General features: G+C 72.8%; 12 protein-coding genes. 9 read left to right on the top strand and 3 right to left on the bottom strand.

Annotated features, from left to right (window positions below; genetic code table 11):
- Window positions 1-19: 19 nt before the first annotated feature.
- Entirely contained in the window at window positions 20-1,372 is a 1,353-nt protein-coding gene (locus IE109_RS10115; protein ID WP_189550436.1) for an acyltransferase family protein, read from the top strand.
- A gap of 83 nt (window positions 1,373-1,455) precedes the next feature.
- Here the strand turns inward: IE109_RS10115 and IE109_RS10120 are convergent, their stop codons facing one another.
- Window positions 1,456-2,100 (bottom strand): lipoprotein, encoded by a 645-nt coding sequence (locus IE109_RS10120; protein ID WP_189550437.1) that lies wholly within the window; start codon window positions 2,098-2,100, stop codon window positions 1,456-1,458.
- A gap of 99 nt (window positions 2,101-2,199) precedes the next feature.
- Here IE109_RS10120 and IE109_RS10125 point away from each other — a divergent pair, with 99 nt between their 5' ends.
- From IE109_RS10125 to IE109_RS10145, 5 genes are all read left to right on the top strand, one after another.
- The gene (locus tag IE109_RS10125; RefSeq protein ID WP_189550438.1) at window positions 2,200-4,005 is read left to right on the top strand and encodes an ABC-F family ATP-binding cassette domain-containing protein; all 1,806 of its coding nucleotides are present in this window, start codon (window positions 2,200-2,202) and stop codon (window positions 4,003-4,005) included.
- Window positions 4,006-4,249: 244 nt separating this feature from the next.
- Window positions 4,250-6,175 (top strand): outer membrane protein assembly factor BamB family protein, encoded by a 1,926-nt coding sequence (locus IE109_RS10130; protein WP_189550439.1) that lies wholly within the window; start codon window positions 4,250-4,252, stop codon window positions 6,173-6,175.
- Window positions 6,176-6,403: 228 nt separating this feature from the next.
- The gene (locus IE109_RS10135) at window positions 6,404-6,553 is read left to right on the top strand and encodes a hypothetical protein (RefSeq protein WP_189550440.1); all 150 of its coding nucleotides are present in this window, start codon (window positions 6,404-6,406) and stop codon (window positions 6,551-6,553) included.
- Between the two features lie 60 nt (window positions 6,554-6,613).
- Window positions 6,614-8,395, top strand: coding sequence for an outer membrane protein assembly factor BamB family protein (locus IE109_RS10140; protein ID WP_189550441.1), 1,782 nt, complete (start codon window positions 6,614-6,616; stop codon window positions 8,393-8,395).
- Window positions 8,396-8,618: 223 nt separating this feature from the next.
- Entirely contained in the window at window positions 8,619-9,431 is an 813-nt protein-coding gene (locus IE109_RS10145; protein ID WP_229890845.1) for a response regulator transcription factor, read from the top strand.
- A 15-nt stretch (window positions 9,432-9,446) separates the two neighbouring features.
- Here IE109_RS10145 and IE109_RS10150 read toward each other — a convergent pair whose 3' ends face one another.
- Together IE109_RS10150 and IE109_RS10155 are read right to left on the bottom strand one after the other, a co-directional pair.
- Window positions 9,447-9,734: a hypothetical protein gene (locus IE109_RS10150; protein WP_189550442.1), complete on the bottom strand. Its 288-nt coding sequence runs from the start codon at window positions 9,732-9,734 to the stop codon at window positions 9,447-9,449.
- Between the two features lie 21 nt (window positions 9,735-9,755).
- Entirely contained in the window at window positions 9,756-11,444 is a 1,689-nt protein-coding gene (locus IE109_RS10155; protein ID WP_189550443.1) for a sodium:solute symporter family protein, read from the bottom strand.
- A gap of 275 nt (window positions 11,445-11,719) precedes the next feature.
- Between IE109_RS10155 and galT the strand changes: the two genes are divergently transcribed.
- From galT to galK, 3 genes are read left to right on the top strand one after another with little or no spacing between them, the layout of a single operon-like run.
- Entirely contained in the window at window positions 11,720-12,802 is a 1,083-nt protein-coding gene (gene galT, locus IE109_RS10160; RefSeq protein WP_189550444.1) for a galactose-1-phosphate uridylyltransferase, read from the top strand.
- Window positions 12,799-13,776 carry a UDP-glucose 4-epimerase GalE gene (gene galE, locus IE109_RS10165; RefSeq protein ID WP_189550445.1) on the top strand — a complete coding sequence of 326 codons (978 nt, stop codon included), beginning with the start codon at window positions 12,799-12,801 and terminating at the stop codon, window positions 13,774-13,776. The genes galT and galE overlap by 4 nt, the downstream gene beginning before the upstream one ends.
- A complete protein-coding gene (gene galK / locus IE109_RS10170) occupies window positions 13,773-14,915 on the top strand; it encodes a galactokinase (RefSeq protein ID WP_189550446.1) in 1,143 nt (380 codons plus the stop codon). The genes galE and galK overlap by 4 nt, the downstream gene beginning before the upstream one ends.
- The last annotated feature ends 174 nt before the right edge of the window (window positions 14,916-15,089 follow it).

Raw genomic sequence — 15,089 nt, forward strand, 5'->3', positions numbered from 1 at the left:
CCTCCGGGACCGTACCGGCATGGCAATCAGCGTCCGAGAGCTCGCCGCCCGTACCCCCGTCACCCGCGACCGGTACATCGACCTGCTGCGGGTCGCGTCCCTGGCGACCGTGGTGCTCGGCCACTGGCTGATGGCCGCCGTCACCGCCGGCGGCTCCGTCGGCAACCTGTTGGCCGTCGTCCCGGAACTCCAGGTCCTGACCTGGGCGCTCCAGGTCATGCCGGTCTTCTTCTTCGTCGGCGGCTTCTCGCACGCCCTGTCGTACCGCTCCCGCCCCGGCTACGCCACGTTCCTGCGGGCCCGCCTCCAGCGCCTGCTGCGCCCGACGATGGTGTTCATCGGCGGGTGGACCGCCGCCGCGCTCGCCCTCCGGCTCACCGGCGCGGACGGCGGCCTGACGGGCGTGGCGCTGCGCCTGGTCGCCCAGCCGCTGTGGTTCATCGGCGTCTACCTCGCCATGGTGGCGTTCACCCCGCCGCTGCTGAGGCTGCACGAGCGGTACGGGTGGGGCGCGTTCGCCGCGCTGGTGGCGGGGGCGGTGGCGGTGGACGTGCTGCGGTTCGCCGCCGGGGTGCCCTACGTCGAGTTCCTGAACTTCGCCTTCGTGTGGCTGGCCGTGCACCAGCTGGGCTTCCTGCGGGCGGACGACCGGATCCGGCTGCCCGCCGCCCTGGCCGCGGGCGGCCTGGTGGGCGCCGCCGCGCTGGTGGCCCTCGGCCCGTACCCGCTGTCCATGGTCGGCATGCCGGGCGAGAAGGTCTCCAACATGGCCCCGCCCACCTTCGCGCTGCTGTGCCACGCCCTGTGGCTGGTGGGCGCGGTGGAACTGCTGCGGGGCCCCGGCGGCCGGCTGGCGCGGCGCCCCGCCGTGTGGCGGGCCGTCATCGCGGCGAACGGGGTGGCCATGACCGCGTTCCTATGGCACCTGACGGCGATGCTCGGCGTGTACGGCGCGATGCTCGCGCTGGACGTGCCGCTCCCGGAGCCGGCGACCGGCGCGTGGTGGGCGCAGGTGCCGGTGCGGCTGGCGGTCGCGGCGGTGCTCACGGCCCTGCTGGTCGCGGTCTTCCGCGCGGCCGAGCGGCCGCCGGAGCGCCGGGCGGCGGGGCGCCGGGCGGCGGGGCGCCGGGAGGCGGGGCGCCTGGGGTCCGCGCCCGAGGCGCCGGAGGACACGGGGCGCTCGGGGCCCGTCGCGGCGCTCGGCATCACACTGTGCCTGTTCGGCGTCCTGGGCCTGTCGATGGTGGGCTTCGGAGGGCTGCTGGAGGGGCGTACGGCCCTCCTGGTCGCCGTGCCCGTCACCGCCCCGGCGGCGGTCGGCATGGCGCTGGTGGGCTGGCTCCTGGTGGAACGGGCGGGCCGCGTCACCTGACGCCCGCGCGGGCGGCCCGGTGGGTGCGGGGCGCGGCCTGGTTCGTGCGGGTCCGGCCCGTGCGGGGCGCGGGTGCGCGGGGGTCAGCCCGCGAGCGCGGTCGTCCGCTTCGCCAGCTCGTACGCCGGGAGCATCGCCCGGTGCTCCCCGGCGTCCAGTCCGCCCAGGTGCACCACCACCGCGCCGCTCGGCGTGGTGACGGCGAACGCCCGCTCCGGCTTGGGCCCGTCGGTGAACTCGTCGCTGACCGTGTACGTCACCTCGGCGGCCGGCAGGCCGCCCGCCCGGGTCTCGGTGTACGCGGCCTTCGCGGCGTTCTCCTCGGCCCCCACGTACGCCTCCAGCACCTCGCGCGGCGCCGCCCCGGGGTCGTCTCCCGTCCAGACGCGGAGGAAGCCGATGTTCCCGGCCGGCTTGGCGTCGACCTCGCACGAGAGGGTGACCGTGCCCTGCTCGGCGAGCGCCGCGAAGTCGGGGTCCCCGGACACCGTCACCTTCTCGGGGGTCCACTCCGGCGGCGTCTCGAACGTCACGGGCAGCGGGCACGGCGTGCCCCTGCCGCCGATCACGACGCCCTTCGCCGCCCCCGGGCCGCCCCCGGTCGCGGCGGTCGCCCCTGGCCCCTTGACCGAAGGCCCGGCTTCGGGCGCCCCGGCCGAGCACGCCGTCAGCACCATCCCGGCCGCCGTCATCACCACGGCGCCCCGCAGCATCCCGTACCGCCCCATGACCATCCCACCCCCGGGCCCGATCGAACGCCGCACGCTACCGCACCCCCGGCGGCGACTACCCTGGTAGGTCGGCCCGTCCCCCTGCACAGGAGTGAAATGGCAGTCAACCTCGTCAATGTCGAGGCAGTCAGCAAGGTGTACGGCACCCGTGCCCTGCTCGACGGTGTCTCCCTCGGCGTCTCCGAGGGGGACCGGATCGGTGTCGTCGGCCGCAACGGAGACGGCAAGACCACCCTCATCCGGATGATCGCCAAGCTGGAGGACGCCGACACCGGGCGGGTCACGCACAGCGGCGGACTGCGCATCGGGGTGCTCACGCAGCACGACTCGCTCGACCCGGCCGCCACGGTGCGGCACGAGGTCATCGGGGACCTCGCCGACCACGAGTGGGCCGGCAGCGCCAAGATCCGGGACGTGCTGACCGGGCTGTTCGGCGGGCTCGACCTGCCGGGGTTCCCGCAGGGGCTCGACACCGTCATCGGGCCGCTGTCGGGCGGCGAGCGGCGCCGTATCGCGCTCGCGAAGCTGCTGATCGCCGAGCAGGACCTGATCGTCCTCGACGAGCCGACGAACCACCTCGACGTGGAGGGCATCGCCTGGCTGGCCCGCCACCTCCAGGAGCGGCGCTCCGCGCTGGTGTGCGTGACGCACGACCGGTGGTTCCTCGACCAGGTCTGCACCCGGATGTGGGACGTCCAGCGCGGCTCGGTGCACGAGTACGAGGGCGGCTACTCCGACTACGTCTTCGCACGGGCCGAGCGCGAGCGGATCGCCGCCACGGAGGAGGTCAAGCGGCAGAACCTGATGCGCAAGGAGCTGGCCTGGCTGCGGCGCGGCGCCCCGGCCCGTACCTCCAAGCCGCGCTACCGCATCGAGGCCGCCAACGAGCTGATCGCCGACGTGCCGCCGCCGCGCGACACGAGCGAGCTGATGAAGTTCGCCAACGCGCGGCTGGGCAGGACCGTCTTCGACCTGGAGGACGTGACCGTCACCGCCGGGCCGAAGGTGCTGCTGAAGCACCTGACCTGGCAGCTCGGGCCCGGCGACCGCATCGGCCTGGTCGGTGTCAACGGCGCCGGCAAGACCTCGCTGCTGCGTGCCCTCGCGGACGCCGCCACCACGCGGGGCGAGGAGCAGCCGGCGGGCGGGCGGATCGTCGTCGGCAAGACGGTGCGCCTGGCCTACCTGTCGCAGGACGTCGCGGAACTCCCGGCGACGCTGCGGGTGCTGGAGGCGGTGCAGCAGGTGCGCGACCGCGTCGATCTCGGCAAGGGCCGGGAGATGACGGCGGGGCAGCTGTGCGAGCAGTTCGGCTTCACCAAGGAGAAGCAGTGGACCCCGGTGGGCGATCTGTCCGGTGGTGAGCGCCGCCGGCTGCAGCTGCTGCGGCTGCTGATGGACGAGCCGAACGTGCTGTTCCTCGACGAGCCGACGAACGACCTCGACATCGAGACGCTCACACAGCTGGAGGACCTCCTCGACGGCTGGCCCGGTTCGATGGTCGTCATCTCCCACGACCGGTTCTTCATCGAGCGGACGACGGACAAGACGTTCGCCCTGCTCGGCGACGCCACGCTGCGGATGCTGCCGCGCGGCATCGACGAGTACCTGGAGCGGCGCCGGCGGATGATCGAGACGGCCGCCCCGGTACCGGCCGCCGCCGCGTCCGCGCCGGTCAGGGAGAAGTCGGCGGGCGACTCCCGGGCCGCGAAGAAGGAGCTCCAGAAGATCGAGCGCCAGCTCGACAAGGTCTCCGAGAAGGAGGCCGCGCTGCACGCCCGGATCGCCGAGAACGCCACGGACTTCGAGCAGGTGGCGAAACTCGACGCGGAGCTGCGGGAACTGGCGGCCCAGCGGGAGGACTTGGAAACCCGGTGGCTGGAACTCGCCGAGGACGCGTAGCCCCACCGGTACGTGGGGAAGCCGTGGAGAGCGGATAACGACGGCATCACAGGCCGGTCCTCCCTTGGGAACAGGGGCGGACCGGCCCCTTTCGTGTCGGTGTCGAGTGATAGAAAGAAGCCCCGCTCGACTCACGCAACACTGCGGAATCCATGTCCGATTCGCTCCTTTCCGGTGGTACGTGCGCGCCGGAATCGCGGGGGAGGCCGGTCGGGCAGCGGGCCGCACGAAGGGGGAAGCGCTGATGACTCAGCCGCCCAGCCAGCAACCGCCGCAGGGGGGCTCCGGGTCTCCGCAGGACCCGCACCAGCAGCCTCCCCAGGCACCGCAGCCGCCTGCCACCGCGCCCGGTCACGCGGCCCCGCCGCCGCCCGCCGGCCCGCCGTCGTCGCCGCCGCAGATGCCCCCCGGCCCGCCGCCGGCCGCCGCCCCGGGCTACGGCCACCCGCAGACGCCTCCCGGCCAGCCGGGGTACGGCCACCCGCAGACGCCTCCCGGCCAGCCGGGGTACGGCTACCCGCAGACGCCTCCCGGCCAGCCGGGGTACGGCTACCCGCAGACGCCGCCGGCCGCCGCCCCGGGGTACGGCTATCCCCAGGCTCCCGGGCAGCAGCCCGGTCCGTACAAGGTGCCCGGACCCTACGACCAGCAGCCGGGCCCCTACGGCTACCCGACCCAGCCGCAGTACCCCGGGGTGCCCACCCCGCCGCCCGCCGGCCCGCGCGGGCCGTTCAAGGGCAAGCCGGCCGCCGTCGTCGCGGCGGCCGTCGCCGCCCTGCTCGTGATCGGCGGCGGCACCTACTTCGCCCTCAGCGGTGACGACAGCGAACCCAAGAAGCCCGACGCCAAGGGTTCCAGCGCCGCGCCGGCCCCGTCGGGCAGCGGCGAGGTCGACCAGGGCGACGGCACCGGCGGTGGCCGCGACGCCGACGACGACCTGAACGCCGGCCGCAAGGACGGCGAGGCCAAGGTCGAGTGGCTGGCGACCAACGACGTGGACCTGCCGCGCAACGGCGCGGACGTGTACGGCCCGTGGGTCGTCGGCGACACCGTCGTCAAGGCCATGTACAAGAGCGTCGTGGGCTACTCGGCGGCCGACGGCAAGAAGAAGTGGGAGGTGCCGTTCACCACCGAGGTGTGCACCGCCCCGGTCGCGCCCGCCGCGGACGGCACGATCGTCCTCGGGCTCAACGACAAGGCCGGTGAGAAGGCCGACTGCGTGGTGCTCCAGCAGATCGACCTCAAGACCGGCAAGGCCGGGTGGAAGAAGCCCGTGCCGCAGGGCACCGGCTTCAACGCGCTGTCCGACATGACGCTCGCCATCAGCGGCAACACCGTGACGGCCGCCGGCACCGGAAACTCCCACGGCTTCTCGCTCGCCGACGGCAAGCAGCTGTTCGGCACGCCGGACGCCGACTGCAAGCCCTTCGCCTTCGCGGGCGGGCCGAAGCTGATCGCCGCGTCCCGGTGCCGTACCGGCGACTACAACAAGACCCAGCACCAGGTCAGCGAGGTCGACCCGGCGACCGGCAAGCCGAAGTGGACGTACCGTCTGCCGGCCAACTGGGAGGTCACCAAGGTCTTCTCGGTGAGCCCGCTGGTCATCTCCACCGAGGAGCCCGACAAGAAGACGTGGAGCATCGTCGCGCTGACGGACTCGGGCAAGCTGCGCTCGACGCTCGACGGCGGCAAGGACAAGTTCAACCCGAAGTGCGGCGGCTCCTTCGTCGTCTTCGGTGAGAACCTCCAGGGCTGCGTCGGGGTCGCCGCCGACGCCGGCACGTTCTACATGTCGACGGAGCCCACCCAGCTCACCAACGGCACCAACGACGTGGTGGCGTTCGACCTGAACACCGGCAAGGCCAAGTGGCGCGCCCCCGCGGGCCCGCAGCGGACGATGACCCCGCTGCGGATGGAGGGCGGCGACGTCCTGCTGTACATGGAGGGCTCCTGGGACCGCGGCGGCGCCGTCGCGACCCTCGCCCCGACCGGCGGCGCGCCGAAGGTGCTGCTCCAGCACCCGGCGTCGACGGCCGAGATCGAGAGCGACTTCTACTCGCCCAAGTACGCCTACGCCGACGGACGCTTCTTCATCGCCAGCGGTCGCGTCAGCGCCCGCAACGACACCGAGGAGAAGCAGACGAAGACGATGATGGCCTTCGGCAAGTGAGCCCAGGGCCCGTCCGATGAGTCAGCCGGGCACCCCGCTGTCGGCGGCTCCGCCCCGGCGCCCGGGGAAGCCCGGTCCGGCCCCGTCTCCTCGACCGCGCCGGGCCTGGACCAGGCGGTGGCCGGCCGGGTCGACGCCGCCCGCGGGGCGGACGAGACCGTGCTGCCGTACCCGCGGGAACACCGTGGACGACCCCGGCTCCGGCGCGGACGTCCACGGCCCCTGCGGGTGGGCGACACCGTCGTCATCGCCAGGCGGCTGTCCGACCCGAAGCCGCCGCACCCCGCCGGCCGCCACCTCCTCGTCGACGGCCGCGCCGGCGGCTTCGGCGACGAGCCGGAGCGGGGCACGGCGATCACGACGGCCTTCGGCACGTGACCGCGTCCTGACTCCCCACGCCCTGAACCGACACCCTTCACTCCCAGAGGTACGCATCCCATGACGCAGCCACCACCGCCGCCCAACCAGCCGCCGAACCAGCCCCCTTCGGGTGGTTTCGGCGCCCCGCAGGACCCTCCCCCTGGCTCCGCCGGGGGGACGCCCACCCCCGGCGGGTTCGGCGCCCCGACGCCCCCGCCCGGCCCGGGCTACGGCTACCCGCACGCCCCCCAGCCGCCGCAGACGCCGCCCCCGGCCCAGCCGCCCGGTTACGGCTACCCGCAGGTGCCCGGCCCGTACCCGCCGCAGCAGCCCGGCTACGGCTACCCCACGGCTCCGATGCAGCAGGCCCCGCAGCCGATGCCGCCGCAGTCCGGGGCCGGCGGGGGCGGGAAGCTGTCCACGCAGATGCAGATCATCATCGCGGCGGCCGTCGCCGTGGTCCTGATCGTCGGTGCCGGCATCTGGTACGCCGGTTCCCAGGACGACCCCGCGAACGACGCCAAGGGCTCCACCGGGACCAGTGAGAGCGGCGGCCAGGGGACGGGCGGCACCGCCCCGGGCGGCAGCGGCAAGGAGAAGCCGTCCGCCAACACCAAGGCGAAGGTGGCGTTCCAGCTGCCGCTGCCGAAGGTCACCGACATCACCAACGTCACCGGCTCCTGGACCACCGACAAGGCGTACGTGAAGACCGGCATCGAGTCGGTGGTCGGTTACGACATCGCCAAGGGGACACCCCTGTGGACGACCGCGCTGCCCGGCCAGGTGTGCGCGGCCTCGCGGCACGTCAAGGACAACAGGACCGCGATCGTCTTCGAGGCGGCCAAGCGCGTGCCGCCGAAGAACTTCCAGCCCTGCACCGAGGTCGGCGCCATCGACCTGACCACCGGCAAGCTGCTGTGGCGCAAGTCCGTCGCGACCCCCGACTCCGGTGACGAGAAGGCATCGTTCGACGAGGTGACCGTCGGCGCCGGCACGGTCGCCGCCGGCGGCCTGGACGGCGGCGCCGCCTGGGACCTGGCCACCGGCAAGGAGCTGTGGAAGCCGCAGATCGACGCCGAGGAATGCGAGGACCGGGGCTACGGCGGCGGCGAGGCGCTGGTCGCGGCTCGGCTGTGCGGTTCGCTCGACAACGGGTACCTGCTCATCCAGAACCTCGACCCGAGGACCGGCGCGCCCCTGTCGTCGTACAAGATGCCGGCCGGCGTCGAGGACGCGGGCATCGTCTCCACCAAGCCGCTGGTGGTCGCCGCCGACGTCGGCGACACCGCCGGTGACGGCTCCGGCATCTCCGACTTCTTCTCCATCGACGAGAAGACCGGCAAGCTCAAGGTGAAGATCGCGGCCGACGCCGAGCGGTACGCCGCCGAGTGCGACTCGACCGGCGTGGAGGTCTGCCACCGGGTGGTCGTCGGCAACAACCGGCTCTACCTGCCCACCGAGGACCACGAGGGCGGCGGCGAGTACGGCGACACCAACGAGATCGTGTCCTTCGACCTCACCACCGGCAAGCCCACCACCGACAAGGCCGACGCGGGCGACCGGTACTCGATGTTCCCGCTGCGGATGGACGGCGGCAACATCATCGCCTACAAGAAGCCCCCGTACGACGCGGGCGGGCAGGTCGTGAGCATCGACGGCGGGACGTTCAAGCAGACCCTCCTGCTGCAGAACCCGTCCGACAAGGCCGTGCGCGACGCGGAGTCGTCCTTCGTCCTGGACTCCGCCGAGATCCGCTACACCGACGGCCGGCTGTTCATCGCCGACAACCTGTTCGACGCGCCGAGCGGCACGTCCACCGACCGGAAGGAGTACCTGGCCATCTCGTTCACCACGAGGTGACCCGTACCCAGCGGTCGGCCGACGGCCCGGCACCCCGGAGCATCCGGGGTGCCGGGCCGTCCACTTGGTGAAGCGCCTGTCGCCCTGTGCGGCGAACTATTCGACAATCCGGGGGGCTTTCGCCACGTAGGGGGCGCGCTCCGTCGAACAAGCGTGTAGCTTGCCGGGTCAACAGTGCCGGGGGTGGCGGGGGGCCGGGCCCCCGGGGGATGGGGGATGGTCGATGGGCGTGCGGCTCATGGTGGTCGACGAGCACCGGCTGCTCGCCGAGGCGCTCGCCTCGGCGCTCAAACTGCGCGGGCACCGGGTGCTCGCCGCCGCCGCGCCCACCGCGGGCGCGGCCGAGCTGGTGGTGAGCCGGGCGCCGGAGGTGTGCCTCCTGGGGACGGCCGCGCCGGCCGAGCCGGGGGTCTTCGACCCGATCGTGACGATCAAGAGGGAGCGCCCGCAGGTGGCGGTGGTGGTGCTCGGCCCGGTGCCGTCACCGCGCGGGATCGCGGCGGCGTTCGCGGCCGGTGCCTCCGGCTACGTACGCCATGACGAGCGCATCGAGGGCGTGGAGCGGGCCATGATGAAGGCCCGGGCGGGGGAGGCGGCGGTGGCGCCGCAGCTCCTCCAGGGCGCCTTCACCGAGCTGCTCAATCCGGTGGCGCAGCCGGACGACGAGGGGCAGCGGCTGCTGCGGCTGCTCACCCCGCGCGAGGTGGAGGTGCTGGTGCGGGTGGCGGAGGGCGAGGACACCCGGCTGATCGCGGCCGGGATGAGGATCGCGCCGAGCACCGCGCGTACGCATGTGCAGCGGGTGCTGATGAAGCTGGGCGTCGGGTCGCGGCTGGAGGCCGCCGCCCTCGCCGCCCGTACGGGACTGCTCGACCGGGCGGCGTCCTCGGGGACGGTGGTGGCGCCCCGGGCTCCTCGGGCGCCTGGGACTACTGAGACACCGGTGGCTGCCGAGACTTCGGGGGCGCCCGAGGCCCCTCGGGCGCTTGAGACCCCCGGGACCCCCGGGACGCCGCAGGGGCCGGACATCCCCTGATGTCCGGCCCCGGGTTCACTCGGCGGGCGGCGCCGGCGCGGGGGTCGGCGGGGCGACCGGACGCAGCCAGAGCCAGATCAGGAAGAACAGCCCGAGCGCGAGCATGCCCAGTCCCGTCCAGAGGTTGATGTTGACGCCGACGGCCTTCTCCAGGTCCGCGTCGGACGCCGTGAGCCCGGCGACGGTGACGATGATCCCGTAGACCGTGAACAGGCCCCCGATGATGCGCCGGATGTCGAAGAGTCGGGCGGCGGTGGCGGACTTCTTCTCCAGCTCGGAGACTTCACGCTGCAGTTCGGACATGGCTCGGTGCCTCCGGGGCGGTCAGAAGGAGTACGGCAGGTAGCAGGCGGCGGCCAGGAGGACGGCTCCCCAGCCGAGCAGGGCGGGGCGCCGGTACCAGGCGTCGTCGCCCTCGGACGGCGCCTCCTCCATGCCCGGCGACCTCGTCCCGTACACCAGTCCCGCCAGCTGCGCCTCGGGCTTGGGGGCGGTGAAGAGGGTGACGGCGACCATCACCACCGCGCCGGCGACGAAGCCGACGATCGCCGAGACGAAGTTGGCGCCCTGGTCGGTGGGGATGGCGATGACGCCCTGCTTGTAGATGACGAAGTAGTTGACCATCGCGGCGACCGTGCCCGCGACCAGGCCCCAGAACCCGGACTTGACGGAGGCGCGCTTCCAGAACATGCCGATGATGAAGACCACGAACATCGGCACGTTGAAGAAGGAGAACAGGGTCTGGAGGTAGCCCATGATGTTGGAGAAACTGGCGGCGAGGAACGCGGTGCCGATGGAGGCCAGGACGCCGACGGCGGTGACGATCCGGCCGAAGCGCAGGTAGTACGTGTCGTCGCGGTCCCTGACCACGTACTTGGCCCAGATGTCGGCGGTGAAGACGGTGTTGAACGACGACACGTTCGCCGCCATGCCGGCCATGAAGGCGGCGAGCAGTCCGGTCACGGCGATGCCCAGGACGCCGTTGGGCAGCAGCTCCTGCATCAGCAGCGGGATGGCGTCGTTGTAGGTGAGACCGGAGCCCGCCGTGCCGATCTTCGGGACGAGGACGGCGGCGACCAGGCCGGGGATCATCACCACGAACACGATGAAGATCTTGGGGAAGGCGGCGATCAGCGGAGTGCGCTTGGCGGCCGACAGGTTCTTCGCGGACAGGGCGCGCTGCACCTCGGCGAAGTTGGTGGTCCAGTAGCCGAAGGAGAGCACGAAGCCGAGGCCGAGGACGATGGTCAGCCAGTTGGCACCCAGCGGGTTGGCGTCGCCGATGCCGGTGCCGCCCCAGGCGGAGAGGAAGTCGGAGCCGTGGCTCTTCTCCAGTGAGCCGGTCAGGCCGTCCCAGCCGCCGACCCGCTTCAGACCGAGGACGGTCAGCGGGATGAGCGCGGCGAGGATCACGAAGAACTGGAGCACCTCGTTGTAGATCGCGGAGGACAGGCCGCCGATGGTGATGTACGCCAGGACGAAGAACCCGGCGACGACGATGGAGACCCACTGCGGCCAGCCGAGCAGTGCCTCGACGACGATCGACAGGGCGTAGAGGTTGACGCCCGCGATGAGGATGGCGGCGAAGGCGAACAGCACGGAGCTGAGCAGGTGCGCGGGCCTGTCGAACCGCTGGAGCAGGAACTCGGGTACGGAGCGGACCTTGGACCCGTAGTAGAAGGGCATCATCACCAGGCCCAGGAAGACCATGGCGGGGATGGCGCCGATCCAGTACCAGTGGACGACCGCCACGCCGTACTGGGCGCCGGTGGCGGCCATGCCCAGGATCTCCGTCGCCCCCAGGTTGGCGGCGACGAACGCCAGCCCGGTGACCCAGGCGGGCAGGGAGCGGCCCGAGAGGAAGAAGTCGAGGCTGGTCCTCACGCTCGCCCGGGCGGCGAAGCCGATGCCCAGGACCACGGCGAAGTAGATCGCCAGGATCGTGTAGTCGAGCCCGTTGGTGGGGAGCCGGAGCCCGTCGGCCAGGTACGGCCCGTCGGCCAGGTGACGCATGAGTACTCGCTTCGTCGCGTGAACTGATCAGGCCGGAACCTACGCCTCCCCCTCCATGATCTGAACAGTTCTGTTGGCTTTCTTTGTTTGATTGTGATCGGGTGAGGGGAAATGTCCGCAAGCAAGCGCTTGCATCTCCAAGGTCATGGCCGGGTCGCGGCGGCGGGCTGCGGGGCGGTGCCGCCTCGGGCCGGTCGTTGACGCGGCCTGTTGGCTTATGGTTGATTGTGTTTGCTTCTGTTGGGGGCATAGGTGCGAGCGTGCGAGGAGCCCGAGTGAAGAAGACGTCGACCCGGCTGGCAGACGGCCGCGAGCTGGTCTATTACGACGCCCGGGACGACGTCGTGCGCGACGCCGTCGACCGGCGGCCCCTCGACCCGATCTCCACCACCTCGGAGATCCGCCGCGACCCGCTGCTGGGCGACTCCGTCGCCATCGCCTCGCACCGCCAGGGCCGCACCTACCACCCCCCGGCCGACGAGTGCCCGCTGTGCCCCTCGCGCGACGGACGGCGCAGCGAGATCCCCGACGAGGACTACGACGTGGTGGTCTTCGAGAACCGCTTCCCGTCCCTCGCCGGTGACGCGGGCCGCTGCGAGGTCGTCTGCTTCACCTCGGACCACGACGCCTCGTTCGCCGACCTCACCGAGGACCGGGCCGCGCTGGTCCTGGAGGCCTGGACCGACCGCACCGCCGAACTCGCCGAAGTGCCGGGCGTACGACAGGTGTTCTGCTTCGAGAACCGGGGCGCCGAGATCGGCGTCACCCTCGGCCACCCCCACGGCCAGATCTACGCGTACCCCTTCACCACCCCACGCACGGCGCTGATGCAGCGCTCCGCCGCCGCCCACCGCTCCGCCACCGGCCGCAACCTCTTCGACGACGTCGTCGGGCGCGAGCGCGCGGAGGCCGAACGGGTGGTCCTGGAGACCGGTGAATGGGTCGCCTTCGTGCCCTACGCCGCCCACTGGCCGTACGAGGTGCACCTCTACCCCAAGCGGCGGGTGCCGGACCTTCGGGCGCTGGACGACGCGGCGCGCACGGAGTTCCCACGGGTCTACCTGGAACTCCTGCGGCGCTTCGACCGGATCTTCGACGCGCCGGCCGGCGTTCCGGGCGGCCCGGAGCAGGAGGGACGGGGCGAATCGCCCACGCCGTACATCGCCGCCTGGCACCAGGCGCCGTTCGGGGACCCCGAGCGCGACGAGTTCGCGCTGCACCTGGAGCTTTTCACCATCCGGCGCACGTCCGGCAAGCTGAAGTTCCTCGCGGGCTCCGAGTCCGGTATGAGCGTGTTCATCAATGACGTGCCGCCGGAGGCCGCGGCCCGCCGACTGCGAGAGGTAGCGACGAAGTGAGCACAGCCAAGTACCTGGTGACGGGCGGGGCCGGCTACATCGGCGGGGTGGTCGCCGCGCACCTGCTGGAGGCCGGGCACCGGGTGACCGTCCTGGACGACCTGTCGACCGGCTTCCGCGAGGGCGTCCCCGGGGGCGCGGACTTCATCGAGGGCCGCGTCCAGGACGCCGCCCGGTACCTGGACGCCTCCTACGACGGCGTCCTGCACTTCGCCGCCTTCTCCCAGGTCGGCGAGTCGGTCGTGGACCCGGAGAAGTACTGGGTGAACAACGTCGGCGGGACGATGGCGCTGCTGGCCGCCATGCGCGGCGCCGGCGTGCGCCGCCTGGTGTTCTCCTCCACGGCCGCGACCTACGGAGAGCCGGTCTCCACCCCCCTCACCGAGACCGACCCCACCGCCCCCACCAGCCCCTACGGTGCCTCCAAGCTCGCCGTGGACCATATGATCACCGGCGAGGCCGCAGCCCACGGCCTGGCCGCCGCCTCGCTGCGGTACTTCAACGTCGCCGGGGCGTACGGGCGCCACGGCGAGCGGCACGACCCCGAGTCCCACCTCATCCCGCTGGTGCTCCAGGTCGCGCTCGGCCGACGCCCGTCGATCTCGGTGTACGGGGACGACTACCCGACGCCGGACGGCACCTGCGTGCGCGACTACATCCACGTCGCCGACCTCGCCGAGGCGCACCTGCTCGCCATGGACGCCATCACCCCGGGCGAGCACCTGATCTGCAACCTCGGCAACGGCAACGGCTTCTCGGTCCGCGAGGTCATCGAGACCGTGCGCGAGGTGACCGGTCACCCGGTGCCCGAGGTCCTTGCCGCCCGCCGCGGCGGCGACCCGGCGGTGCTGGTCGCCTCGGCCGCCACCGCGCGCGACCGGCTCGGCTGGAAGCCGTCGCGTCCGGAGCTGGCGGACATCGTGGCGGACGCCTGGGACTTCGCCCGGGCCGTCGGGGCGGAGCGGGGGGCATGAGCGTCGCGGAGGAGTTCCACCGGCTGTACGGGTACGCCCCCGAGGGGGTGTGGGCCGCGCCCGGCAGGGTCAACCTGATCGGGGAGTACACCGACTTCAACGACGGGCTCGTCATGCCGCTGGCGCTCCCGCACACCGCCGTGGCCGCCGTGTCGCGGCGCGCGGACGGGCGGTTGCGGGTCCACTCGGCCGACACCGGCCAGGGCGTGGTCCAGCTCGACACCGGCACCCTGGAGCCGCGCGCCGACACCGGCTGGGCGGCCTACCCGGCCGGGGTGCTGTGGGCGCTGCGCGAGGCGGGCCACGCCGTCGCGGGCGCCGACATCCACCTCGCCTCCACCGTGCCCACGGGCGCCGGGCTGTCGTCGTCGGCCGCCCTGGAGGTCGTCACCGCGCTGGCCCTGAACGACCTGTACGGGCTGGGGCTGTCGGCCCCGGAGCTGGCCGTCCTCGGCCAGCGCGCCGAGAACGCGTTCGTGGGCGTGCCGTGCGGCGTGATGGACCAGATGGCGTCGGCGTGCTGCACCGAGGGCCACGCCCTGTACCTAGACACCCGGGACCTGTCGACGCGCCAGGTGCCGTTCGACCTCGACGCCCGGGGCCTGCGGCTGCTGGTCGTCGACACCCGGGTGAAGCACGCGCTCGGAGACGGCGCGTACGCCGAGCGGCGCGCCGGGTGCGAGGCGGGCGCGCGGGCGCTCGGCGTGCGCACGTTGCGCGAGGTGGAGTACGCGCAACTGCCCGACGCCCTGCGGAGGTTGGGTGACGAAACGGTTCGCTCGTACGTCCGCCACGTGGTGTCGGACAACCACCGGGTCGAGCGGACGATCGCCCTGCTGGACGCGGGGGACGTGCGGGCGGTCGGGCCGGTCCTCAGCCAGGGGCACGCCTCGCTCCGGGACGACCTGCGGGTCTCCTGCCCGGAGCTGGACCTGGTGGTCTCGGCCGCGACCGGCGCCGGGGCGCTGGGGGCGCGGATGACCGGCGGCGGGTTCGGCGGATCGGCGGTCGTGCTGGTCGACGCGGACATGGCGGACACGGTGACCAAGGCGGTCACGGAGGCGTTCGCGGCGGCCGGGTTCACGGCTCCGCGGGTGTTCCCGGCGGTGCCGTCGGCGGGGGCGCGCAGGGTCGGCTGAGCGCGGCGCGGCCGGCGCGCGGGGGCGGTGAGTTTGCGCAACTCCCCTTCCTCGCGGGCCGTACCGCCGTACCCTGATGCACAGCACCGGTGGGGGCCGGTGCTGATCAGGGGGCGAGACAGCCGGGTACGACGCCCTGGGCGGGGGTAACAGTCACCGCACGGCGGCGGCCGC

The organism is Streptomyces lavendofoliae, from assembly GCF_014649735.1.
Taxonomy (GTDB): domain Bacteria; phylum Actinomycetota; class Actinomycetes; order Streptomycetales; family Streptomycetaceae; genus Streptomyces; species Streptomyces lavendofoliae.

What these genes read in the sequence shown, in the direction of transcription:
- IE109_RS10115 (WP_189550436.1), top strand. Translation starts at nt 20, where the DNA reads ATGGCAATCAGCGTCCGAGAGCTCGCCGCCCGTACCCCCGTCACCCGC.
- IE109_RS10120 (WP_189550437.1), bottom strand. Translation starts at nt 2,100, where the DNA reads ATGGGGCGGTACGGGATGCTGCGGGGCGCCGTGGTGATGACGGCGGCC.
- IE109_RS10125 (WP_189550438.1), top strand. Translation starts at nt 2,200, where the DNA reads ATGGCAGTCAACCTCGTCAATGTCGAGGCAGTCAGCAAGGTGTACGGC.
- IE109_RS10130 (WP_189550439.1), top strand. Translation starts at nt 4,250, where the DNA reads ATGACTCAGCCGCCCAGCCAGCAACCGCCGCAGGGGGGCTCCGGGTCT.
- IE109_RS10140 (WP_189550441.1), top strand. Translation starts at nt 6,614, where the DNA reads ATGACGCAGCCACCACCGCCGCCCAACCAGCCGCCGAACCAGCCCCCT.
- IE109_RS10145 (WP_229890845.1), top strand. Translation starts at nt 8,619, where the DNA reads ATGGGCGTGCGGCTCATGGTGGTCGACGAGCACCGGCTGCTCGCCGAG.
- IE109_RS10150 (WP_189550442.1), bottom strand. Translation starts at nt 9,734, where the DNA reads ATGTCCGAACTGCAGCGTGAAGTCTCCGAGCTGGAGAAGAAGTCCGCC.
- IE109_RS10155 (WP_189550443.1), bottom strand. Translation starts at nt 11,444, where the DNA reads ATGCGTCACCTGGCCGACGGGCCGTACCTGGCCGACGGGCTCCGGCTC.
- galK (WP_189550446.1), top strand. Translation starts at nt 13,773, where the DNA reads ATGAGCGTCGCGGAGGAGTTCCACCGGCTGTACGGGTACGCCCCCGAG.